General features: G+C 37.5%; 21 protein-coding genes. 4 read left to right on the forward strand and 17 right to left on the reverse strand.

From position 1 onward, the window contains the following. Positions 1-29 precede the first annotated feature (29 nt). From greA to E4N78_RS13220, 12 genes are all read right to left on the reverse strand, one after another. Positions 30-2,735 (reverse strand): transcription elongation factor GreA, encoded by a 2,706-nt coding sequence (greA, locus tag E4N78_RS13165; RefSeq protein ID WP_255810987.1) that lies wholly within the window; start codon positions 2,733-2,735, stop codon positions 30-32. 18 nt (positions 2,736-2,753) lie between these two features. Further along, a complete protein-coding gene (locus E4N78_RS13170) occupies positions 2,754-3,692 on the reverse strand; it encodes a tetratricopeptide repeat protein (RefSeq protein ID WP_255810988.1) in 939 nt (312 codons plus the stop codon). 104 nt (positions 3,693-3,796) lie between these two features. Further along, the gene (locus tag E4N78_RS13175) at positions 3,797-5,422 is read right to left on the reverse strand and encodes a peptide ABC transporter substrate-binding protein (RefSeq protein ID WP_255810989.1); all 1,626 of its coding nucleotides are present in this window, start codon (positions 5,420-5,422) and stop codon (positions 3,797-3,799) included. Positions 5,423-5,515: 93 nt separating this feature from the next. Then, a complete protein-coding gene (gene flhA, locus E4N78_RS13180) occupies positions 5,516-7,600 on the reverse strand; it encodes a flagellar biosynthesis protein FlhA (RefSeq protein WP_255810990.1) in 2,085 nt (694 codons plus the stop codon). After that, positions 7,601-8,782 (reverse strand): flagellar biosynthesis protein FlhB, encoded by a 1,182-nt coding sequence (flhB, locus tag E4N78_RS13185; RefSeq protein WP_255810991.1) that lies wholly within the window; start codon positions 8,780-8,782, stop codon positions 7,601-7,603. Continuing rightward, positions 8,783-9,574: a flagellar biosynthetic protein FliR gene (fliR, locus tag E4N78_RS13190; RefSeq protein WP_255810992.1), complete on the reverse strand. Its 792-nt coding sequence runs from the start codon at positions 9,572-9,574 to the stop codon at positions 8,783-8,785. 11 nt (positions 9,575-9,585) lie between these two features. Beyond that, positions 9,586-9,855 carry a flagellar biosynthesis protein FliQ gene (gene fliQ / locus E4N78_RS13195; protein ID WP_255810993.1) on the reverse strand — a complete coding sequence of 90 codons (270 nt, stop codon included), beginning with the start codon at positions 9,853-9,855 and terminating at the stop codon, positions 9,586-9,588. Positions 9,856-9,966: 111 nt separating this feature from the next. After that, positions 9,967-11,586, reverse strand: a complete 1,620-nt coding sequence (locus E4N78_RS13200) for an ATP-binding protein (RefSeq protein ID WP_255810994.1) — start codon at positions 11,584-11,586, stop codon at positions 9,967-9,969. Positions 11,587-11,596: 10 nt separating this feature from the next. Next, on the reverse strand, positions 11,597-13,216 hold the full coding sequence (locus E4N78_RS13205; RefSeq protein WP_255810995.1) for an ATP-binding protein: 1,620 nt from the start codon (positions 13,214-13,216) through the stop codon (positions 11,597-11,599). Positions 13,217-13,226: 10 nt separating this feature from the next. Then, positions 13,227-14,846 carry an ATP-binding protein gene (locus tag E4N78_RS13210; protein WP_255810996.1) on the reverse strand — a complete coding sequence of 540 codons (1,620 nt, stop codon included), beginning with the start codon at positions 14,844-14,846 and terminating at the stop codon, positions 13,227-13,229. 127 nt (positions 14,847-14,973) lie between these two features. Further along, complete coding sequence (gene msp / locus E4N78_RS13215) at positions 14,974-16,686, reverse strand: major outer sheath protein Msp (protein WP_255810997.1); 1,713 nt, start codon at positions 16,684-16,686, stop codon at positions 14,974-14,976. Positions 16,687-17,045: 359 nt separating this feature from the next. Continuing rightward, the gene (locus E4N78_RS13220; RefSeq protein ID WP_255810998.1) at positions 17,046-17,267 is read right to left on the reverse strand and encodes a hypothetical protein; all 222 of its coding nucleotides are present in this window, start codon (positions 17,265-17,267) and stop codon (positions 17,046-17,048) included. 94 nt (positions 17,268-17,361) lie between these two features. Here E4N78_RS13220 and E4N78_RS13225 point away from each other — a divergent pair, with 94 nt between their 5' ends. Further along, complete coding sequence (locus tag E4N78_RS13225) at positions 17,362-17,568, forward strand: DNA-directed RNA polymerase subunit omega (RefSeq protein WP_010694339.1); 207 nt, start codon at positions 17,362-17,364, stop codon at positions 17,566-17,568. Positions 17,569-17,590: 22 nt separating this feature from the next. Continuing rightward, on the forward strand, positions 17,591-18,574 hold the full coding sequence (gene miaA / locus E4N78_RS13230) for a tRNA (adenosine(37)-N6)-dimethylallyltransferase MiaA (RefSeq protein WP_370644965.1): 984 nt from the start codon (positions 17,591-17,593) through the stop codon (positions 18,572-18,574). A 207-nt stretch (positions 18,575-18,781) separates the two neighbouring features. Here the strand turns inward: miaA and E4N78_RS13235 are convergent, their stop codons facing one another. Continuing rightward, positions 18,782-19,009 (reverse strand): hypothetical protein, encoded by a 228-nt coding sequence (locus tag E4N78_RS13235; RefSeq protein WP_255811000.1) that lies wholly within the window; start codon positions 19,007-19,009, stop codon positions 18,782-18,784. Between the two features lie 147 nt (positions 19,010-19,156). Next, entirely contained in the window at positions 19,157-20,203 is a 1,047-nt protein-coding gene (locus tag E4N78_RS13240; RefSeq protein ID WP_255811001.1) for a Fic family protein, read from the reverse strand. Between the two features lie 193 nt (positions 20,204-20,396). On the opposite strand from E4N78_RS13240, the gene E4N78_RS13245 reads away from it, so the two are divergent. Then, a complete protein-coding gene (locus tag E4N78_RS13245) occupies positions 20,397-20,888 on the forward strand; it encodes a PTS sugar transporter subunit IIA (protein ID WP_255811002.1) in 492 nt (163 codons plus the stop codon). A gap of 194 nt (positions 20,889-21,082) precedes the next feature. After that, a complete protein-coding gene (locus E4N78_RS13250) occupies positions 21,083-22,570 on the forward strand; it encodes a DUF5312 family protein (protein ID WP_370645041.1) in 1,488 nt (495 codons plus the stop codon). 40 nt (positions 22,571-22,610) lie between these two features. On the opposite strand, the gene E4N78_RS13255 is transcribed toward E4N78_RS13250, so the two are convergent. The 3 genes from E4N78_RS13255 to E4N78_RS13265 are packed head-to-tail and all read right to left on the reverse strand — an operon-like array spanning position 22,611 to position 25,060. After that, the gene (locus E4N78_RS13255; RefSeq protein ID WP_255811004.1) at positions 22,611-23,927 is read right to left on the reverse strand and encodes an ATP-dependent 6-phosphofructokinase; all 1,317 of its coding nucleotides are present in this window, start codon (positions 23,925-23,927) and stop codon (positions 22,611-22,613) included. 28 nt (positions 23,928-23,955) lie between these two features. Then, on the reverse strand, positions 23,956-24,480 hold the full coding sequence (locus E4N78_RS13260; RefSeq protein WP_255811005.1) for a DUF192 domain-containing protein: 525 nt from the start codon (positions 24,478-24,480) through the stop codon (positions 23,956-23,958). Further along, entirely contained in the window at positions 24,470-25,060 is a 591-nt protein-coding gene (locus E4N78_RS13265; protein ID WP_255811006.1) for a hypothetical protein, read from the reverse strand. Before E4N78_RS13265 ends, E4N78_RS13260 begins: the two co-directional genes overlap by 11 nt. Positions 25,061-25,069: the final 9 nt, after the last annotated feature.

The following is a 25,069-nucleotide window of genomic DNA, read 5'->3' on the forward strand; positions in this document are numbered from 1 at the left end:
TTAAAAACCCTTGCAAGCCCCTCCATTTGTTATTTTAAATCTGCAATAGCGATATCTATAATCTTATAGCTCCTTTTTTCATCGTTTACTTCAAATTCGACATCTTCTCCTTTCTTATGGTTAAACAATCCTTTTCCCAAAGGAGACATATAAGAAATTATACCGTTTGCAGGATCCGATTCCCACGGTCCTAAAATTGTATACTCTTCTTCTTCATTTGTCAAATTATTTAGGATTTTTACCTTGCTGCCGAAGTAAACCTTCTTTGCAGTGGCAGTCGTAGGATCAAAAATCTGAGCTCTATCAAGCTCATCCTGTAATCTGGTCAAGGCATTTCCTAAGCGGGTTTGTTCTTCCTTTGCAGCCTTGTACTCTGCATTTTCACGCAAGTCGCCAAGAGAAAGAGCAAAACCGATGTCCTTCGCATTTTGGGGAATCTTAACATCCCTAATTTCGATGAGCTCCTTGTTTTTAAGATCAAGCATCTTGGCTGTAACAATCAGGCCGTGGACTGTAACGCTCTTTTCTTCGATATCAAAGAATTTAAAATCCTTATGCTTTTCAACAATTTTAGCACGAATACTCATCTTAATCATCGGATCAAGGTCTTTAATATCTCCTATAAGGGTATAAAGCCTTGTGATTGTATCTTCATCGCTTTCTATGATAAAATTTTGTAAAAGATCGTCTTTTCCGAATAAAATCGTATGCACCTGATGGTTAATCTTACGATTCTCCGTTGTATTTCTTCTTGAAGCGATTTCTCTGTAGGTAATATCCAAAATATGTATAAGAACAATTAACTGCTGTTCCAAGCTTATATCCAGCTCCTTAAACCATTCCTCGCCCTGAACATTTTTAAAGAACCAAATAACGGCGCTTTTATAAATTCGGTAGTTTTCAAAGCAGTCTTTTACCAAGTCTTTTACATCATCTGTCGAGCCGGCCTCTATCAAAGAATTCAAAATTTCGGCAGACAGAACTGTCGGAAACAGTTTTATATATTCTTTTTCCCAATTAGGAATTAAATTTTTGATATATTTTAAAAATTTTTGGCGGAGACTTTGTCCTTTTATCGAAACCTTATCCTTTATTTGAGAATAAACTTCCATAGGATCTTCAATTCGGCTGTATAACTCTGCAAAGTTATATTGCTTTGCTGCCGAAATAAGCTGTGTATCGGCGATAAATTCTTTGACAAGGATGTAGGCACAAATAATCTGCTCATTTACCTGACTAAAAGCTTTTAAGAAGCCTTCAAAATAATCAAGCATTTCGCGGAAGGTGTCGGATTCATCATCACAAGCTTCGGATGTGTCATAAGCATTAAGAAGCTCGATTCGGGCAAAAAAGTTCTTTTGAGCCTTAAATTCGTTCGAGATTTTTTCTTCAGGAGAAATCGGGCGTTCGCGCACGGTGTAAAAGTCTATATTGTCGGAATTTATACCGAACATAGGATTTTCTTTTAAAATCTTACGAGCTTTAGTATTCCAGCTTGTCCATTCGCCGGTTGTCAACAAGGACGGAACTATTTCCTGCTTTATCCTTTTCATATCGCAGTTATTATCAAAGCTCTTAATTATGATCTTTAAGGCCCACTCAGGATCTCCCTTTATTTTCTTTGCAAGAGTATCTTTATTGATTGTGGACTTTAATACCCATATATGCTCCCTATCCAAGGTCTGCAAAGCTGTAATTCCCATTTTAAGACTCATACTATGACCGCGTTTTTTTGCAAAATCTATTACAAGGTCATCGTCCTTTATTGATGCAATACGCCCCACACCCCATGTACGGTGGAATACAAAAGAGCCCGTATCAAAAGAAATATGTTTTTCAAAATCGGCAATAGCATCAAATACCGGCCGCCAGGGTCTATTTAAGTCCGATACTTTAATACATTCATCGAGCTGACTGTGATCTTTATACTTATTTTTAAAACACTCGGTAATTTCTTCACGCGCCCAGCTGTCTTTGTCATCATATGAAAGTATAAGCTTTAAGATATCAATCGATATGTCCCAATTTTCGTTTTGGCGGTAATATTGGTAAATATCCTGCATCAATATTGAATTGCGGCTGTTATCTATGACGCTGGCAATTTTAGCCTGTATTCGGAAGAAAAAATCTATTTCATCAGGAATAAGAGATACCAGTTTTGACCAAATTTCTTTTACACCGTTTATCTGCTTACGGTTTATAAAGCGGTATAAGGATTTCTTATAATATTCTACAGATTTTTCTACATTCCCGTCTTTTTCATATTTTTCTGCCAAAAGTTTTGCAATTTCGGCCTCATCATAATCAACCTTAACTAAGCGCTCCCAAATATCATAAATAGCGTCATTTCCAGAAGCCTTATAACATTCGGCAAGGGTTCGGAGAGCGAATTTGGATTCTCCATACTCGAGTACCTTTTTACAAAGATATTCAACGATTTGTGTCCTGTGATTATCGGTAAATATTTCGATTAGACTTACTACATTCGAATCGTCCAAAAGCTGATTTGAAAGAGATATTATGCTGGATATATAAAGCGCAATTATACTGTTTTTTGTGTGAGACAGATGCTCGTCACATATTTCTTTTATTTCATCCACAACATTTTCTTTTTTTGCTGTAGATACTAATTTATATAGATCTTCAAAGTTCTTTGTTGTGTAATTACCTATAGCTGCTCTTGTCCACTTTTCTTCATTGAGCATCTCTATCAATTGTTTTTGCGTGTCAGACATAAATCCTCCAAAAATTTGCTATCTCATATAGCTATTATATATATTTTGGTCCAATACTTTTATTCTTAAAAGCAGGTCATCTATTTTTGACTTGTTTTCATTGACATTTACATAATGGTCAATCAGCCAAAAATAATAGTTTATCAAACGGGGCACAAGGCCGTTTTTACGATTTTGAGATTCAGCTTGTACCTCATTTTCCATTAAAAATATCTTCTGTTTTAATTGCCCGACTTCAAAAGCCCTAAGCTCGCGCCTTACATTAAAAACTCCATCGAGAACGCCGTAAACCGGTATCCAGTAGGCAGTTTCTTCGATATTGTACCCGCAGCTTTGAACTCTCTGAATTAACCTATGAATAATTTCAGACTCCATAAATTGCAGCTCAATAGCTGCGGGGTCGATAAAAAAAGCCTCACGGAAAAAAGCTTTTGCAAATTTTATTTCTCCGTATAGGGCATAGCAATCGGCTAAATCGGCTAAAATAGTTCCCGAATTCTTATCTATCTCGGCTGCATATTTTAAAAAATCAAGAGCTCTTTCATAGTTACCGAGAACCTTATAGCAAAGCCCTATTTTACGGTATGGTTCGGCATCAGGCAGCTCAGATTCTTCCTTAAAGAGATCTGCATAAAAATCCAAAGCAATCGTAAAAACAGCACATTTTAAGGCATATATGATCGACTCTTTTTCTTGACCCTGACGGCGGATATAGGCTAAAAAGGACTTCCACTGAGAAATCATCAACTCAGCTCTTTCAAGAGGAGTTGAGGCTTTCTTTGCTCTTTCTAACTTTTCTTCCCAAAAACGGACACCCTTGAGGGTATACTCGATTTCTGCATTTTCCAAGTCATCCTTTAACAAATTTTCAAGCTCTGAATAGGTTCTTTTTAGGTCGCCTTGCTTGAGGATATTCAATGCATTATTCAAGTCGCTCTGTACGGGTCTTTCACTCATAATGTCCTCAATATATCATTGTACAAAAAAAAGAGGTTTTAGTCAATTGAGTATTGACATAAATGAAAAACTAATATACATTCCTATGCTCAAAAATTTGTATTCTATTTTTCGCCTTTAATAAATGCATATTTTAGGTTATAAGTTCCCGGATAAAACTGTTTAACCCCTTTTAGCCTTTTTTGCATAAAGATATTATAGGTTTGATTTGCATAGGGGGCTATTCCGCACTCTTCAATCAATAAAATTTCTTCAGCCCTTTTAAAACATTCAAGCTGCTCATTAAAATCAGAGCTTTTTTTTGCTCTTTGGACCAAGGCCGTATACTCCGCATTTTCCCAACCTATTGGAACAATCTTATTCCCCGGTAAAAATAGATCCAAATAGCGGGCAGGCGTATCTATTCCGCCCCCCCATGACTTAAAACCGACTTGATAATCAAGGGTCTTATTTTTCTTTTTAAAGACTGTACCCTCAAGTTTATCCAGCTCTACATTTATACCTAAAACAGTTGAAAGGCGGTTTTGAAGATATTCATTAAACCTAGAGCTTTCATTTGAGGGAAACATTATTGAAACGGTGATTTTTGAAGGGTCATCCCCGAAACCGGCTTCTTTTAAGCCTTCAATAAAGTGAGCTTTCGGATCACCTACTTGTTTTATAAGCTGTTTAATCGGATCGCCTGCAAGCGAGCGGAAATTTCTACCCTCCAATTCGGCTGCTATTGAAACAAAGCCGTAGGCAGGCTTATATATATCATCGAAAAGATCAGTGCAAATCTCTTTGCGGTCAAGGCTTGCCGAAAGGGCTTGACGGATTTTTTTGTTGGAAAAAAGTTTGTCTTTTTGGTTCATAAAGATATATTGAACCCTGCTGTCAACACCGGTTATTTCCGTAAAGCTTTTTTCGGCTTTTAATTTGTTTATCCAGCTTATGGAATAAGCATTTGCTATATCGATACCGCCGTTTAAAAGCTCTCCTAGAGCGGCGTTTTCTTCGTTTATAATTTTAAAGGTAAGAGCTTTCAGTTTAACATTTTCGGCATTCCAAAATTTATCGTTTTTTACAAGCTCTATCTTGCTGTTGTGCACCCAGCTTTTTACCTTAAAGGCTCCGCTTGATATAATCTTTTCTGCATCACTTCCATATCCTAAATCAAATTTTTTTATGATATCTTCCCTTTGCGGAGGAATTTTTGCCGCAAATTCGTCAAGATTTTTTACGGGGTTTTCAGTTGTTATTTGAAGAGTTTTGCCGTCTATAGCCTTTATACCTATTTCCGAATAGGGCTTTTTCCCTTTTAAGATGTCTTGGGCATTTCTAATATAGTCATAATACATAGCCATAGGAGATGCCGACTCCGCATTTATTATACGGCGTATACTATAAACAAAATCATCAGCTTTTATTTGAACACCATCTGACCAAAAGGCATCTCGCAGCTTAAAAGTCCATTCCGTATAATCGGCGTTATGTGTCCAAGATTCTGCAATAGCCGGAAGAATTTTCCTCGTTCCGTCCTCTTCCGTTAAAATATCCGTAAGATTTTCATTTATATAATCCAATACTATGAAGGAATATCTATCCGATGCCCTTGCGGCATCTAAAATAGCAGGTTCTGCCCCCAAGGACGCTGTAACACTTTGCAAATCTTCAGCTTTTTTATCATTCCCACAGCCGAAAAAAAACAGCACAATTGCTGCAAGTAAAATATATTTTATAGTCTTCATCTAAACCTCTCATCTCAATATACTAAGTTTAAGGATATTTTTCCAGCAGTTAAAAAGAGAATAAACTTGCAGCTTCTGTCGGGATAACCGCATCTAAGGCGTAATGGTTCCCATGCCTATAACCGAAATATCTTTTGGAATCTCAGGAACGGATAAGACCGGAACCATGGGCATTTCATATTCAAGGAGGCGCTTTATCAAAAGGCGGCCTTCTTCGGGAACAAGGATGACTGCAACACCCATAAACTGAGCATTAAAATTATTGTATGCATTTTGGACAGCCCTAAGCCAAGCTTTTTTCGATTCAGTGTCTATTGCAGGCTGAGGGCCGGTCAGGGTATCTATACGGCTTGCTAAAACGGTTTGGAAAAAGGCGGAGTCTACCATAAAAGCTCTCAAGGCCTTGTCTTCTCCCAGATATTGCTGAACAATTTGTCTGCCAAGCCTCTGTCTGACTTTTTCGGCAATTATATACATATCTCCCGTTATGCGCCTATAATCTGATATTGTTTCAAGAATGGCCGGTGTATTCCTTATAGAAACATTTTCACGGAGAAGGCATTTTAATACTGTCTGTAAGTCGCCCAGAGTTATGTTTTGGTTGCTTTGTATTTCTTCTACAACAATCGGATTTACCTTTTTAACCGATTCCAGCATATTGCTTACCATTTGCCTTGAAAGAATGTCATCGGCATGTGTCTTGATAATATGGGTCAGATGGGTGGCTATGATTGAAGGGGGATCAATAACCGTATATCCGGCCCTTTCAGCTGCAGCTTGATTTGATTCCGAAATCCAAATTGCAGGAAGGCCGAATGCCGGATCTAATGTGGGTTCGCCGGGTATTTCATCTTGAACATTTCCCGGATTTACTGCCAGATATGCTCCCATCCTTATCTTGGAGCGGGCAACTTCAGCACCCTGTATTGTGATACAATACTCATCAGGAGATAGGTTCATGGCATCTACAATGCGGATAACCGGCATGACAAGCCCTGTTTCAAGAGCTACTTCTTTTCTTATGCGTTTAATTCGGGATAAAAGCTCTGCTCCCTTTTTTTCATCTACAAGGGGAATCAGCCCGTATCCGAATTGAAGCGATATATCGTCTAAGGGCATAACAGCCTTAGTATCATCGCTTTCAGTCTTTGCAGCTTGTTCCGAAGCAGCCTGAGCTTCTTTAGCCGCTTTTTCTCTTTGAGTCCGCGTAACCTGAGTTGTCTGCAAGCGCCAGCCTAAAAAGGCGAGGCTTAATGCAATGAGTATTAAGATTATTGACGGAAAACCGGGTAAAATTGCCATTACAGTCAAGGTAATAGCAGCTATGTAATAAACAGTCGAATTGCGTGAAAATTGGTCAGTGATATCTTTTCCGAAAGAGCCTGTTGAAGCTGAGCGGGTTACCACAAGACCTGTTGCAACCGATATAAAAAGAGAAGGAAGCTGGGCTAAAAGGCCGTCACCTATGGTAAACCTTGTGTACATCTGCAATGCGTTAATGAATCCTTCTTCTCTCCACACCCCTATAATTATGCCTGCTACAATATTTATAATCGTTATAAAGATTCCTATTTTTACGTTTCCTGAAACGAATTTACTCGCTCCGTCCATAGCTCCGTAAAAGTCTGTAGATCTTTGCAAGTCTTCTTTTTTCTTTCGAGCTTCGGCATCCGTGATAATACCTGCATTGTATTCTGCCTCTATAGACATGCTTCTGGTATTCATAAAGTCTAAGGCAAAACGGGCTGCAACCTCAGCAATTCTTGTAGCTCCCTTTGTGATTACAAAAGCTTGAACAGCTATCAAAATAATAAAGATTACAAAACCTATGACCAAACCTTGATTTCCTGAAGAACCTATGACGAACTTGCTAAAAGCCTCTATCATTTTTCCGTCAAATTTTTCTCCATATGTCAAAATAAGCCTTGTGGATGCAACGTTTAAGGCTAGACCGAATATTGTGGAGACTAAAAGCAATGATGGGAAAACCGTAAACTCCGTAGGTTTATCTATAAATAAGACTATTAGCAGTATTATCAAGCTGAATATAAGATTCAGTGCCATAAAAAAGTCTAAAAGAGCTGTAGGCAGAGGAATAACAATTACAAATATTACCATAATAGCTCCTATAGCTACCAAGGCATTCGGTACTTCTTTAAACATTCTGTTTTCGGCCATTTATCGGGTTACCTCCATTTTTCTTTTGAGAGCTTGTTTATCTTTCATAGAATAAATTTTTAAAAATATAATAGAAAGCGATTGATAATATTCATTCGGAACAACTTGACCTAAGTCAACATTTGCATAGAGAGCCCGGGCTAATGGAACATTTTCTATAGTCGGGATATCATGCTCGCGGGCAATCCGTTTTATGTTTTGAGCTGTTGCATCGGTGCCCTTGGATATAACCATAGGAGCAGGCATTACCCCGGGTTTCCATTGGAGGGCTACGGCATAGTGGGTCGGGTTTGTGATAACTACATCCGCATCCGGAACATTTTTTATACCGCTTTTTTGCAAGATTGCCTGCATCTGCCTGTTTATTTGAGCCTTTATCATCGGGTCTCCTTCCAATTCCTTGTACTCATCAGTTAATTCGGTTTTTGACATTTTAAGGGATTCGGTAAATTGTCTTTTTTGGAAAAAATAATCGGGGATACTTAAAAGAACTAAAGCAATTGCCGAATAGGCTAAAATTTTTGCTCCAGTTTTTGCTATAAAAAATATGGAGTTAGCAAAATTTACTTGCAGCGTAGCTATAAGCTTTTCCATATTATTTCTTATAACAAGATAGCCTATAAAACCTATAATTACGACTTTAAAAAGAGATTTTGCCAAATTAAAAAGTCCCTCTGCAGAAAAGAGAGCCCGTTTAAAAAAGCGGGCAAAATTAGGAGTAATTCTTTTAAAATCAGGCTGTATCGGTTTTGTAGAAAATAAAAATCCTTTATTTTGGATTATATTCCCTAAAACTCCCGAAATTAAAGCTGCCCCCGTTATGGGGAAAACCGTCTTAAAAAAGTACCTAATAAAAACCATAAACCATGCCCCGTTTATAACCTGTTCCGTTGTACAGCGTTCAAAAAAGAAAGCGATGAGCTGAGTTAATGATTTTAATATATAGGGTCCCATTATAATGAGCGCAATTACCGGAAGCAAAACCACTGCTGCGGCATTTAGGTCCTGGCTTTTGGCAACACGCCCCTCTTCCCGAGCCTTCCTTATTTTATACTCGGTAGGATCTTCTGTCCTTCCCTCGTCTTCGGCAGCAAACCACTGTAAACCTATGGTTTTATTGAAAAGAATATCTTCTTGTGAAAAATATTTTTTATAAAGAAGGGCGTATTTTTCTGACTTCAATTAAGCCCCTCCCAAACGGTCTAAAAGCCGCCAAAAGTCTGAAAGCCCGTTTTCTAAAATAATTTCGAATGTATTGATAAAAAACGGCAGAGCTAATGCAAGAATAAAAAAGGCTGTTAAAATTGTAATCGGAAAACCTTCGGATAATAAGTTCATTTGCGGGGCTGCCTTTGTTAAAAGCCCCATTGTTATGTGGATTAAAATAAGGGTTCCCATTACGGGCAGAGCTATTACCATTGCATTTAAAAAAAGTGTTCCGACAGCATTTAAAAGATATGTCGAAAGAACTTCCTGCTTTTTTAAAAACATAAAACAGTTTACATGCTCTATGCTTTTCATTACCCCGCCTAAAAAAATACGCTGAAAACCGTTTATCCTTAAAAAAATAAGTACCGCTATAAAATTAAAATATTGACCCACGAGAGGATTTTCAACTTGGGCTAAGGCATCAAAAACACCTGAGGCTCCGAAGCCCATCTGGAATGAAAAAAATTGCCCTGCCGTGCTGAAAGTAGAAAACAGAATACTTATAAAAAAACCCGTTAAAACACCTATAAGCCCTTCGCCCAATAAAAACAGAACATATTCAAGCGTAAAAACTTTTAAACCGGTAAATTCCGGATAGGCATATGGCGTTACCATAAATGCAGTTAAACCCGCAAGAGCGACCTTTGCAATTTTTGAAACATTTCTCATCGACATAAGAGGGGAAGTCATGAGTATTGCAAAAATACGCACCGCTGCGAGTAAAAATATAGGCTCCTTATTTAAAATAAAATCAAATGGCTGCATGCACTAAAAACCTATCTTACTAACTGCGGAATTAAATTTAGTAGCGAAACAAGATATTCTCTCAATACGGTAAACATCCATGTTGCTAAAAGAGCAAGCATCCCTAATATGGTTAAAATTTTCGGTACAAATGTAAGAGTTTGTTCTTGAATAGAAGTAGTAGCCTGAAAGATAGCAACGATTAAGCCGACCAAAAGAGCTGCAAGTAAAATCGGAGCTGAAAGCATTAGGATAATTCCTATGCCTTCACGCATTAAAGTAACTATAGTACCTGTAGTCATAATCCCCTCCGTAATGACTTAGGATTCTTTGTAATTATAAACGAAAGTGATATATTTTTCAAGACGACTACTGAAACCAATTAGAATTCAAGTTAAAAAGAGCCTTATCTTTTAAAGTTCTTCCATTTTCCATTCCCCGATAGTCCTCATCGCTTCATCAAAGCTTGAGCCTACTAGCATTATCTTTTTGCCCTCTGCCTTAAATTGAGAAGCATAGCCCTTCTCTTTTATCTGGGCTATAGCATCATAGGCACTTCCTGCACTCATCAGCTTAAACTCAAAGATATAGATAGAATCTTTAGTATGCACTATACAATCAGCTCTTCCCTTTGCACAGTGTATTTCAGTCTGCACAAATTGCCCCATCAACTTAAAGATTAAATACACGGCCGTCTGATAGTTTTGCTCTCTTAAGTTTAGCTTATCTTTAGGCAAATTATCATAAGGAACTCCGGCTATTATCGCCTGCATCCTTTCCATAAACTCATCTACATTTCCGGCTCGGATATCCTCTACAAACTTCCAGATTGAAACTCCCGTTTCATCAGGTCTAAGAGAAGAATAGGCAGGGAATAGATTCTTTAAAAAGCCGTATCTTACTTCATCATTAGGGAAGCCTAAGCGGTACATGTTACCTTCTTCAATGTATTCCTTTATCGTTAAATAGCCTGATTGAAAAAGTATAGGTATAGGATTTTTTGTATCGGCCCTATACTCATTAAGCATGGATTCATCAAGCTCTACATTTCCATCTAAATCAGGTACATTATAATATGCATCTTTTAGATAATTTACCAAAAAAGTCGGGGTTCCTGTTGCAAACCAATAATTTTTTAATTCACCGGAGTTGAAAGTGTTTAATATACTAAATGGGTTATAGACAGATTCTCCTAAAACACTGAACTTATAGCCGTCATAACGCTTTTTTAGTTCTTCAAGCATTTTATCATAGCTGTTTTTGGTGTTCTTCGCCAGTCTTTCTATTTCAGGCTTAAAGGTTTTTTCTATCTCGGCTTGAGTCAATCCGCATATTTCGGCATAGTCATTTAGCATACTTATGTCTTGCAAATTATTTAAGTCGCTGAAGATGCTGACCTTACTGAATTTTGTAACTCCCGTCAAAAAAGCAAAGCGGATATATTGGTCGCATGTTTTTGTTACTGAATAAAAGGCTTTGAGGGTATTGCGGAATTCTTCGTTTAGAGCTTCGTTTACACCCATCGTTTGTAAAAGGGGCTTATCGTACTCGTCTACAAGAATAACCACCTGTTTACCGGTTTTTTCATAAGCACGCTGCACTATACCTGCAAAACGTTGCGCAGGTTCTTCTTCTTGTTTATTAGCACCATATCTTTCTTCGAATTGACTTAGAACTATGTTTAAATGAGTTTTTAAAGAATGCGGTTCATCATACCGGCCTATGTTAAAATCCATATACAAAACAGGATATTCTGCCCATGCCTCCGTCTTTTCTATTTCGGCTCTTTTTTCTTCGGCTTTTTCAATGTACAAGCCCTTAAATAGCTCTTTCTGACCTAAAAAATAGGCTTTTAGTGTCGAAAGAAAGAGGCTCTTTCCAAACCGCCGGGGTCGGCTTAAAAAATATACTTTTCCTAAATTGGCTAACTTAAAAACATATAAGCTTTTATCTACATATAAAAAATTTTTTCTGCGCAGATCTTCAAAACTTTGGATCCCTATCGGTATCTTTCTTGATAAATCAAAGTCCATTTTTAGCCTCCTATAATTTTTCCGTCTTCCAGTCCCCGATAGTCCTCATCTCTTCATCAAAGCTTGAACCTACGAGGATTATCTTTTTGCCCTCTGCCTTAAATTGAGAAGCATAGCCCTTCTCCTTTATCTGGGCTATCGCATCATCGGCACTTCCCGCACTCATCAGCTTAAACTCAAAGATGTATATTGAATCTTTAGTGTGAACTATACAGTCGGCTCTTCCCTTTGCACAGTGTATTTCAGTCTGCACAAATTGCCCCATCAGCTTAAAGATTAAGTAAACGGCCGTCTGATAGTTTTGTTCTCTTAATTTGAGTTTATCTTTGGGCAAATTATCATAAGGAACTCCCGCTATTATCACCTGCATCCTTTCCATAAACTCATCCACATTTCCGGCTCGGATATCCTCAACAAACTTCCACACTGATGAGGCCGTTTCATAAGGTCTAAGAGAAGAATAGACAGGTACAAGGTTTTCTAAAAAGCCGTATCTTACTTCATCATTAGGGAAGCCTAAGCGGTACATGTTACCTTCTTCAATGTATTCCTTTATCGTTAAATAGCCAGATTGAAAAAGTATAGGTAAGGGATCTTTTGCATCAGCCCTATATAATTCTATCCCCGCTTCATTTAATTCTACATTTCCATCTAAGTCGGGAATATTGTAATATGCATCTTTTAGATAATTTACCAAGAAAGTAGGCGTACCTGTGGAAAACCAATAATTGCCTAAGTCCTTTGCAGAAAAAGCACTTAAAACACTGAAAGGATTGTATACGCTCCTTCCTTCTTTTGCAAATACATAGCCGTCATATTTCTTTTTTAATTCCAATAAGATTTCTTCAAAATTTTTCTTTTTTCTTTCGCCCAAACTTTTTATTTCGGGTTCAAAGTTAAGTTTTAACTCTTCTGCAGTAATACCGCAAATATCGCTGTACTCTGTTATCATACTTATATCTTGCAGATTATTTAAGTCGCTGAAGATGCTTACCTTACTGAACTTTGTAACTCCCGTCAAAAAGGCAAAGCGGATATATTGGTCGCAAGTTTTTATCACCGAATAAAAGGCTTTGAGGGTGTTGCGGTATTCTTCGTTTAGAGCCTCATTTACACCCATCGTTTGTAAAAGGGGTTTATCGTACTCGTCTACAAGGATGACTACTTGCCGGCCGGTTTTATTGTAGGCGGCTTCTATAAGTGACTGAAAACGCTTTCCAAAAGAATCTCCTTCATTCTTTAGCCCATAGATTTTTTCTTGCTTTTTTAAAAAATAGTCTAGACTTTCCGCCAGAGCTCCTTCCAAGTCATATCTGCCCACATTAAAATCCAAGTAGAGGACAGGATATTCTACCCAAGCTTCGTTTTTTTCTATTTCGGCTCTTTTTTCTTCGGCCTTTTCTATGTACAAACCCTTAAATAGCTCCTTCTGACCTAAAAAGTAGTTTTTAAGAGTTGAGAGAAAAAGGCTCTTTCCAAATCGTCGAGGGCGGCTTAAAAAGTATACCCGATTGGAGTGCACAAGCTTAAATAAAAAGGGAGTTTTATCGACATAGAGAAATTTATCGTTACGCATTACCTCAAAACTCTGTACCCCTATCGGTATCTTTCTCGAAAAATCAAAGTCCATTCTTAGCCTCCTATAATTTTTCCGTTTTCCAGTCCCCGATAGTCCTCATCTCTTCATCAAAGCTTGAACCTATGAGGATTATCTTTTTGCCCTCTGCCTTAAATTGAGAAGCATAGCCCTTCTCCTTTATCTGGACTATCGCATCATCTGCTGTACCTGCACTCATCAGCTTAAACTCAAAGATGTATATTGAATCTTTAGTATGCACTATACAGTCGGCTCTTCCCTTTGCACAGTGTATTTCAGTCTGCACAAATTGCCCCATCAACTTAAAGATTAAATACACGGCCGTCTGATAGTTTTGCTCTCTTAAGTTTAGCTTATCTTTAGGCAAATTATCATAAGGAACTCCGGCTATTATCGCCTGCATCCTTTCCATAAACTCATCTACATTTCCGGCTCGGATATCCTCTACAAACTTCCAGATTGAAACTCCCGTTTCATCAGGTCTAAGAGAAGAATAGGCAGGGAATAGATTCTTTAAAAAGCCGTATCTTACTTCATCATTAGGGAAGCCTAAGCGGTACATGTTACCTTCTTCAATGTATTCCTTTATCGTTAAATAGCCTGATTGAAAAAGTATAGGTATAGGATTTTTTGTATCGGCCCTATACTCATTAAGCATGGATTCATCAAGCTCTACATTTCCATCTAAATCAGGTACATTATAATATGCATCTTTTAGATAATTTACCAAAAAAGTCGGGGTTCCTGTTGCAAACCAATAATTTTTTAATTCACCGGAGTTGAAAGTGTTTAATATACTAAATGGGTTATAGACAGATTCTCCTAAAACACTGAACTTATAGCCGTCATAACGCTTTTTTAGTTCTTCAAGCATTTTATCATAGCTGTTTTTGGTGTTCTTCGCCAGTCTTTCTATTTCAGGCTTAAAGGTTTTTTCTATCTCGGCTTGAGTCAATCCGCATATTTCGGCATAGTCATTTAGCATACTTATGTCTTGCAAATTATTTAAGTCGCTGAAGATGCTGACCTTACTGAATTTTGTAACTCCCGTCAAAAAAGCAAAGCGGATATATTGGTCGCATGTTTTTGTTACTGAATAAAAGGCTTTGAGGGTATTGCGGAATTCTTCGTTTAGAGCTTCGTTTACACCCATCGTTTGTAAAAGGGGCTTATCGTACTCGTCTACAAGAATAACCACCTGTTTACCGGTTTTTTCATAAGCACGCTGCACTATACCTGCAAAACGTTGCGCAGGTTCTTCTTCTTGTTTATTAGCACCATATCTTTCTTCGAATTGACTTAGAACTATGTTTAAATGAGTTTTTAAAGAATGCGGTTCATCATACCGGCCTATGTTAAAATCCATATACAAAACAGGATATTCTACCCAAGCTTCGTTTTTTTCTATTTCGGCTCTTTTTTCTTCGGCTTTTTCAAGGTACAAGCCCTTAAATAGCTCCTTCTGACCTAAAAAATAGGCTTTTAGTGTCGAAAGAAAGAGGCTCTTTCCAAACCGCCGGGGTCGGCTTAAAAAATATGGAGAAGAAGTACGTACAAGATTATACACATATTTAGTTTTATCTACATATAGATATTTATCATTCCTCATCTTTTCAAAACTCTGTACCCCTATCGGTATCTTTCTTGATAAATCAAAGTCCATTTTTAGCCTCCTTGAGTATTATAACATAAGATGAGGTATTATTCAATGTTTAGAAGTTAATGCAAAATTATCCATAAACAAAAAAACCCGCCTTACGGCGGGTTTTAAACTATACTAGGTATAGAGATTAGTATTTAACTTTAACACCGATTACAAAAGTACCGTTGTGTGCATCAAAAGCGGGGGCTTTAAGCATACTATGATCCTTTCCCTTAAGATCTTTTTGTTTATAACCCTCATATTTATTCCAGTTAAGTTTTCCTTGAGACCAAGAAGCTTCTATCTCAACTTTTTCCATTGGAGCAAATACGGTACCAACTTTATAAGCAACACCAAAGAACTTGTCTGTATTGGTTGTATCTTTATGCACGCAGTTGCTTTCTGCCCAGAAGTTAGCATAGGGCTTGATCCACATTGAATCCGTAATAGCATATTTGTAATTTACCCAAGCACTTATGCCCATAGGAAGAATAGCCTTTTTCGCTGTATCAATGTCGCTTAAAAGATGGTTAAGTCTGAAATCAACACCGAATGCCAAATTCTCAACTAAATTTGTACTACCGGAAGCAGCAGATTTAAAAGCCAACATCACAGCCATATCACCGATAGCTTTACTGTTTTTCTTTCCGGCATACTTGGATAATTCATTACCGTAGTAAACACCGGCTTTTACCCACTTATAGGAAGCATCAAAAACAATATCAAAAGCGGGTTTTGAATCCTTACCGACATTCATCAAAGCATCCATTCCAAAGTTTAAAGCAAGACCGTCAACAGGTTTTGAACCGAGTTTAAATCCTGTACCTAGATAAGCCTTGTCCTTGTTTGATTTTTCAGCAGCTTTAACGCCAGCTTCACCGAAATCTTTTACGGGATTAAATGTAGCATTGATACCGAAGTCGAAAGTTACCCATTTATCGTAACCTAAGCTTAAATCAAAGCCGATAGCATATTTACCCTGAATATCTGAAGTTTCACTTTCAGGAACCTCGGGTGTTACATTTTTTCTGACATACTTACCTGCAGCAGCACCAACAGTTGTATCAGCTGCAACAACAAAATCAGCTCCGGTAAACGCAGGATGGGGAACTGTAGTATTTACCCCTACTACAGAACCATCAGCTCCATAAATAGCAGCAGCTATTGCATAATAAATCTCTCCCTTTTTTACTTCCTCAGTTGCTTTAAGGTCTACTTCCTCAAATTCTGCTGATCCAGCTTTTTTGGCAACTTTAGCTTTCCATGAGTCATTTGAAGCGAATTTTAAACCGGCATTGAGTTTAAGCCCTGTTCCTGCAAGGTCATCGCTTGCATAGCCGAGTTTTGTCCCAAAACCTGTAATGTCTCCTTTTGTTTGAGGTCTTGCTCCGAAATAGTTTGAATAGAAATCACGAATAGGAGCCCAGATCTCAGCAAAATTAGTTGAAAAATCGGGTCGTCCATAAACATTCATATAACCGCCAAAAAAATGAATAGATGCAGCAAGATCACTTAATACATCTTCAGCAAGAGAAAACTTCATATCTGAGTTATCAGATTTATGCGGAGATTTACTATTTGATATTGCATCATCGAACTGATAAAGTAAATTCAGACCAATATCAAAATTCATGTGAACATCGCCTTCAGTTTTTGAATTTAACTTGCCTTTGTATAAAGGAATATCAACAGTAGCTGAAAAAAGGTTTTCAAAACCATGCTGAATTTGTCCACCCTTTCCTGCACCTAAATCAATACCCCAGTTTACAGAGGCACTTGCTGTAACTTCAGGTGTAAGCTGGGCAAAAGCAACTCCGCCCACAAGAGCCAAAATCATCAAAATTGACAGAATTTTTTTCATAAAAAATTCCTCCTTGTTATTTGTTTGAGACGATTATAACATACCAAAATACAGTTGTCAAGCAAACTTGCAAAAAAGTTACATAAAATTTGCATTTTTTTTAAAATTTTATGGGGCTATGGACGGTGCGGGTAAATTCGTTTCAGGAAACGTAAAATATAGAAATCTTTATAATGTCAATAAACGTCTATAAATCTATTATAATACTCGGCAGTTTATTTCTTTAAACTGAGATAACTGCCGATCATTGGTCAAAAATAAATCACAATCATAAACTAAAGAAGTCTCTTGCGCTGCCAAAGTATTCAGGATTTTTCTCAAGATAATATATAAAAGGAGCCGTATCTATAAAAACTCTATTAAATTCTATCATTTTTTCGCAATTCATCTAAATATTTATCTGCGGCTTTTCCTCTCAATGTAGGAATTACAAACGAATTTAAGTCTATTTTATTTACATTGCTGCAAGAATGGGGATAATCTAAAACTCGGATAAGGACCTCTCTTCCCTCGCAGTTTTTGAGCTCCGATTTTTCTAAAACAATAGTATGTCCTTTCACAATGCCTTTAAGCTCTATCATTTTGCAAAACCTCCTAAAATTACTATAAGTTATTTTATCTCCTTTGTAAAGTGAAAATATTGACTTTTTTCTTAAATAATAGTAGAATGAGTCTATGATATTTCCATTAGAAGAACTCATCGAGTTTGATGACAATATTTACGAGATTACATGCGCATCGACAAGAAGGGCCTATCAGCTGGCTAAAATCCAAGAGCCTAATGCCGAAAAAAGCGGAGACAAGGTTGTTTCAGCCGGAGCAAAGCAAATTTTTACCGGTGAAGTAAACTATCAGATAGAGCGTCATCCCGAATTCAACTAAAATTTCTGCTTCAAAAGTTTGCGTGGTTCCCGTATTGATTTTTTTCCGAGCGACGGCTTCGGGAAAGACAAGCTTAGCTTCCGAAATATTTTCTTATAAACATTCAAAAGATTTCTCAAAAGAGGGCGGAATTTCGGCTCTTTCAGCTTGTGCCGAAATTATAAGCGCCGACTCGGTTCAGGTGTATAAACACCTGCATATCGGTTCGGCTTCTCCTTCCAAAGAAGAATTAGAAGACCTACCACATCATTTAATCGCTATAAAAGAGCCTTCCGAAGAATTTTCGGCAGCCGATTTTGTAAAAGAAGCAGATAAACTTTGTCCCGAAATATATAAGCGGGGAAAACTTCCGGTCTTGATGGGAGGGACGGCTTTTTTCTTAAAGAATTTTCTATACGGCCTCCCCGTTACGCCCACAGCCGACCCTAAAATCCGTGAGCATTTTCAAAAACGGGCAAAGGAAGAAGGGGCCGGCGTTCTTTTAGAAGAGCTAAAAAAAATAGACCCCGAGACGGCAAAGAGGCTCCATGTTCATGATGAATACAGAATAATAAGGGCTCACGAAGTTTTTGCTGCTTCAGGGAAGCCTTTAAGCTCTTTTGCCCTCCCCGAAAATCCAAGAGAAGAATACGAGTTTTTTATCTTAAGCATCGAAAGAACCCGCTCTCTCTTATACGAAAGAATCGAAAAGAGGGGCGATGCTATGTTTGCCGAGGGCCTATATGATGAAGTAAAAAAGCTTTATGAGATGGGCTATACAAGCGAAAGCCCCGGACTTAAAGCCATAGGCTACAGGGAATTTTTTGATGAAAATAAGCGTTTAAAACCGGAATCGGACTTGGAGGAAATCTCGGCCCTTATAAAACGAAATACCAAACACTACGCCAAGCGTCAAGAAACCTTTTTTAAAACAATCCCCGATGTTCACCGTTATTTTATAGAAGATAAGGCCGAAATATTAAGGCTTTATAATGATATTTGCGGGTTTTATAAGAAAGTTTTCTGACAGGCTCTGGATTGAATCTATCCACTTTTGCGGAGTCATAGTAAATCTGTTAAGTCCTGATTCATTTCTAAACGAGTCGAATTGCACACGGTTAAAATTTTCGTTATTAAGAGCTTCCCATAATCCTATAAATTCCAATGTATTTCTATTTCTCATCCAGTTTTGAATAACAGGATACTCATAGAGATTAAAAAACTTGGGAAAAACTTATTGAACTTCCCCTTCCTCGCCTTCTGTTTCTTCTTCCGGAGGAGGCGTCTTTTCCTTTACAGGCATGGGCGGTTTCTTTTTTACAGCAAACCGACTCGGTTTTTTCTTATAGCTCATTACATAAAAAATAAAACTTAAAATAAGACCGCAAACAATGGTTACACCGATCACTATGGGGGAAAGTAAAACATTTTTTATAACATAAAAAAAATCGGGCGAATTCATATCTTTTTTATCGGAAAAACATATAAAAACTTTTAGCGGCTTCTCCTTTTTGCTGCTTGTCAAAATGGGAGATTCTTAACCTTATCAATAAACCATTACCCTTATTTTCTCTATATTTTTAAGGGAATATTTAAAAATTTATGGGAATTACTTTAATCTATAATAGCAAATGTTTTTTCCGGAGCCTTCTTTTTTCAATTCGCCGGCTGATACTAATTTTCTGAGCCCTCCCTCGATAGAACTTATACTCAGTGAAGGACAAAGCTCACGGATATCCTGCTTAGTAAATCGGCCAATCTTATTTAGAGCGGCACGCCTTACAGTTTCAAGAGCAGGAAGTTTTATTTCTACTAAAGCAAAGCGGTCTGCAAAATCTCTATAGGCCGCAAGAACCGTTCCAAGCAAGTACTTGATAAAAGGAACAACATCTTCTTCGCCTTCATGCCAACCAATCTGAGACCTGCCAAGTGCGTCATAATATAAATCCTTGTTTTTTGCAATTTTTGCTTCCAAAGAGATATATTTTCCTACATAAAAGCCGTTTCTGTATAACAGAAGAGTTGTCAGCAGACGGCTCATTCTTCCGTTCCCATCGTTAAAAGGATGTATGCAGAGAAAATCATGAATAAAAACAGGAATTGCTATTAAGGGCTCCACTTCCATATTTCCAATTACTCGGTTATATTCTTCACAAATTTTATCCAATGCCTCCGGTGTCTCAAAGGGAGCAAGCGGCGTAAATAATGTTTCCGCATGATTATCCGAGTATGTAACAGTGATATAATTCTGTACACTTTTTATTCTGCCTGCCATTGGATTGTTCATATGACTATACAGAATCTTATGGAGCTGCAGAATATAATTTCGGGAAAGAGGAATCGCATCAAAACTCTCGTGAATTATATTTAATACATCACGGTAACCCGCAATTTCTTGCTCATCACGATTTTTAGGTGTTGTTTTCTCTTTTACCAACTGTTTGATACGGGTACTTGTTGTTACAATACCTTCAATTGCATTCGATGCCTCTGTGCTTTGTATCTTTGCAATCTCGACCAGTTTCTCTAATTCTTCCGGGCGCTGTTTTAAGTACATTTCCTGTTTTCCGGCTTCTTTATATATTGCAGCAATCAGACCAAGGGTAGAGGAATCCCACTTTTGATTTTTGATTTCATAATAATTAAATCGTCTCATTGTTTTGCCTCCGATATTTTCCCTTAGATTATAGCATAAAATAATGGCAAACTCAAGTTAACCCGGATATTTATTCTTATTATTCATTCTTCAACCGTTTCGGATAAAAGTTTTTATCTTGTAATTAAAAAGAAATTTGAAAAAAAACTAAAAAAAACTTGACTTTTACTCAAAAGAGGCTTAGAATGTATGCATGGAATTTAAAGATGCATTAAAACCCGATTCTGTAGATTTAAAGGATGTTATAACTCCTGAAACCATTAATCTGCACTTAAAAGGGACTACAAAAGAAGCTATTATTGATGAGTTACTTGATACGCTTGTAAAAGCCGGAAAAGTAAAGGACAAGCTCGCAACCAAGGCTTGCGTTTTGGATAGGGAGCGTAAGATGTCCACAGGTATGAAGCACGGTATAGCTATTCCGCATGGAAAGACAGATTCTGTAAGCGATCTTGTTGCCTGTATAGGTATTGCAGATAATCCCGTAGACTTTGACTCTTTGGATCAAGAACCTGCCCGTATTTTTATTATGACACTATCGCCTCTCGATAAGACAGGCCCGCATTTACAATTTCTTGCACAGATAAGCCTATTATTCAAGAGTGCAGAAAAACGGGAAGAACTTTTAAGAGCTGCAAACGAAAAAGCTGTCATAAAGCTTTTAATGGAAAGCGACGAGGACTAATAGGTTAAAAAGCTATAAGTAATGGCCTATGCAAAGCCCTGCACAGGCCATTATTTTTTATCCTGCTTATTCTGTGTAATGAAAAGCTTCATAGAAGAGCTTATCACCCTGTTGACAAATTAGAAGATTTAACACATATTACTATCATGGCCCATAAAAAAGAGAGTTTTTTCCAAAAAATAATAGGTTTATTTATGTCTTCTGAGAGCCCTGAAGCTATAAAAAAGCGGAAATTGAAGGATATTTCAAAGCAAATAGGAAAAACGAGATACGGCAAATGGTATAAATCGAACTCTCAAGAAGTCCTGCCTCAAGCAGCGCAATTTTTTTACGGTATATACAAGGTTGTCGGTTCTGCACGGCCTCTTTTAGCCGGAGCCGCTTCTTCAAAGGTTTTAAAAAATATTACCGTAGAAAACGCTCTTTCCGATAAACAAAAAAAATTGCTTGAAAACCTTTCTGAAGAAGCAATTATAAGCCGGTCTAAAGATACAAATGCCGAGTCACTTGCAGAAACTATTAAGAAAGAACTAAAGACATTTATAGGAGAACTTGATTCCAATCAAACACAAAAGATAGATTTAATTTACCAACATCTTGAGGCCTTTATTCACTTTGTACTTTTCGATTATTATTTTTTACTCCGCAAATTCGATTCAAGCTTTATCGAGAATAACTTTAACTATACACCCAATTTTCAAACAATCAGAGGAGAGTATATTGCAGAGGATTTAAAGGATTTTGCAGCCGTTTTTTATCAGCTTAGCATTGATGCGGATTGGAATATAATATTTGACATAATAAAAACTTATAAAAACATTCAGCCTGTTCATGCAGGCCAATGGAAGAAGCTTTTAGCTTCCTTAAACGACCTCCGCCGTTCACGGGCTCTCGAATATATAATCCAGCACATTACCGAGGATATAATTTATACGGTTGAAACCACTCCCTTTACCGAAAAAGTAATGGACACCTATGTTTCTCAAATTAAAACAAATACACAAAATGTTATAAACAAGCTCATAGAAGAACAAAAATCTTCAAAGGTTGCGGTTTTAATAAGCAGAATTTTCGGAAGCCAAGTTATTTCCGGAATGAAAAACTATACCATTGATGCAAACAAGGCCTTTTCAAAAAGAGGCTTGCCGGGATATATTTATGCTGAAGAAATGAGCTACTTAAAATCTTTTTTAATGGAATATGTAAAAGCGGATATCAGAACTCTTTGTGATCTGTTTTTAGTAAGAGGAAATTGGGGCAGCTTTGCAGGCACTACAGCAGACTTTTCAAACAGTTTTCATGCTATTATCCAGGTTGCATCCAAAACCGTAGAATTTGATGAAAAACTTTCAGAAGCATCGGACATAGGAGTAAAATTTAGGACTCTTCTTTCCAGAATGGAAAGAGAAAAGGAAGCCGGACGGCAAGCGGCAAAGCTTTTAAACGATGTAAACGAAACCGCTCTTAAACTTATAAACATTTCATTAAAACATATAATAGTCATAGGCAACAACTTTAAGACAATCATTGCCGATTATGACAGGCCCCGACGCGAATTAATCCAAAACTGGAAAGAAATTGAGCAGCATTCGGAAAGACCTGTAAGAGAATGGCTGGTTGAAGCCTATAAAAGAATCTACGATTTTATAATGTTAATGCAGCTTTTTATAAAAAAAGAATAAGAAAGCCTCGAAAAACTTCAGCTTTTCAAGGCTTTTTTATTTACATCATTGTCGTGGGCTGACCCGTAGCATCTAAAGCATCCCGCCATAAGGAGCTTTCAGGGTTGACATATTTTCTTTCCGAGACTATTTGTTCAATCGGCAGGTGAACAAATTTATTGTTGACAAGCCCGATAAGGGTTCGAGTCTTCCCTGCCATAGCAGCATGAACCGCATTGTTTCCTAAGCGCTCGCAATAAACCGAGTCTATAGGGGCAGCAATTGAAGAGCGAATCTGATAACTGGGATCTATGTATTTTAGGTTTATGTGCATACCTATCTTTTCAAAATAATCGGTTATTTCTTTCTTTAAAAACAAACCTATATCCGCAAGTTTTTTATTTCCTGAAGCATCCGTTCCTTCTTCAATATTCATTAAATGCTGACCGGCTCCTTCGGCTGCAACGATGAGGGCATAACCGTTTTCAATAAGCTTTTTTTCTAAAAGCTTTAAAAAGCCGTTTTCACCGCCCAATTCAAAGCGGACTTCGGGTATAAGAACAAAGTGAGCCTCATGGCAGGCAATGGCCGTATGGGTTGCGATAAAGCCTGACTCCCTTCCCATGAGCTTTACCAAGCCTATACCGTTGATTTGCGAACTGGCCTCCATATTGGCTGCCGCCACCGATTCAGTAGCCTTTGCAATAGCCGTATCGAATCCGAAAGATTTTTGTATAAAAGAAAGGTCATTATCTATGGTTTTGGGAATACCTATTACCGAAATTTTTAATTTACGTCTTTCAATTTCTTTTGAAACTTCGAGGGCGCCTTTTTGCGTACCGTCACCGCCGATAAAAAACACCATATTGATATTCATCTGCTCGATTCCGTCTACTATTTCGGTTACCCTTGTACCTCCGCCTCGCGAAGTGCCCAAAAAAGAGCCTCCCGTTTTATGGATTCCGTTTACTGCTTCAGGAGTTAAAGGAATGGGAGAAAACCCATATTCGGAAATAAATCCCTTATACCCGAATTTTATTCCGCTGATTCGGCGGACACCGTACCGTGTCCAAAGACAGCGGACTATAGCCCTTATAACGTCATTTATGCCGGGGCATAACCCTCCGCAGGTAGCAATTGCAGCATGTACATAGTTGGGACTAAAATATATTTTTTGGCGGGGGCCGGCCTTTTCGATAAGGTCGGCGTGGGTTAGAGGCTCTCCGGTTTCACCCAAGGAGGCATCCAAATTATACCTTATAAATTCGTTATCGGTAACATAGTTTGCAATCAGATCTCCGTGTGTTTCCGATAGCATAATAGGAGACTGTATTTTACATTCTCCTAATGTAGAAATGGAAAAGTCCGTTTTTTTCATAATAACCTCCTAACTCCCGTTCAATGAATTATTTAATCTTTCTCTTCAAAAGATAAATCGTTTCCTGCGTCAATTTATCGCCTTCTTTTATATCCATTCTTTTAAACATTCCTTGTGGAACTTCAAGAGCATAGCGTACTGAATAAGTACTTTCAACTGTTTCCAGACTATAAGGCGTCATATCGTATATTTCTTTAATTATACCGGAGCTGTCAATAAAAGCAATTGAAAGAGGGTGAGGCGTATTCTTCATCCAAAATCTTAACTTAGTATCTTCCTTATATAAAAAAATCATTCCTGTGCCTTCAGGGATAAGCTTCCGCTCCATAAAGCCTCTTTGTTGCTGAGCAGGCGTAATTGCAAGTTCCACACTTATTTTTTCGATATTTTTCTTAACGGATTCTTCGGTTTTTGCTTCTTCATTTGTTTCTTCTGTCTCTTCATTTGAGATTTTTTCTATAAAAATATCTTCAGTTTCCATTTTATTTTGAGAAGAACACGAAGCAAAAAAACAAAGCATAAAAACTAAGATTAAGCCCTTTTTAAAAATCATTTATAAATTCCTCTCTTAAAACATCACTATAAGCCTTATCGGTTTGACTTTTTTCCAAAAGCTCATTAAATACTTTTAAGTCAATATATTTTATTGCCAGAGGGCGCTCTAAAATCATTGAGATGTTTTCGTTTTTCCAAATAGCCCTTTTTGGGTCTATACTTAATGGCTCGCCGTATTTTGAAGTCAGGGCAGAATACATCGAATAATAATCTATTCTGTCGGTATCCATCTGGATAATTATAATATATAGATTGTCTTCATAAAACTGAAACCAAGCCCTTTTAATATTACTTGAACCATTTGTTTCAATAAGGCTTCGGTTTTTTCCGGGTAAAAGCGAGATATCCCTTTCTCCCCGATACCCGAATATGGAATCTTTTAAAAGAGCTTCTTTAACGGCATCCATATTCATTCCGAGGCTTATTTCTCGATACCCTGCAGGAAGTTCGGCAAACTCAGGATTCTCTTCTTTTTTTTCGGTTTCAGTTTTTTTAAGAATTTCCTTAGCGGACTCTGTATCTTCGGAAAAAGCAAAGCCTATCAAAATAAAGACTATACAAAAAAACAATTTTTTCATAATGTGCTT

Source organism: Treponema denticola (assembly GCF_024400535.1).
Lineage (GTDB): Bacteria > Spirochaetota > Spirochaetia > Treponematales > Treponemataceae > Treponema_B > Treponema_B denticola_C.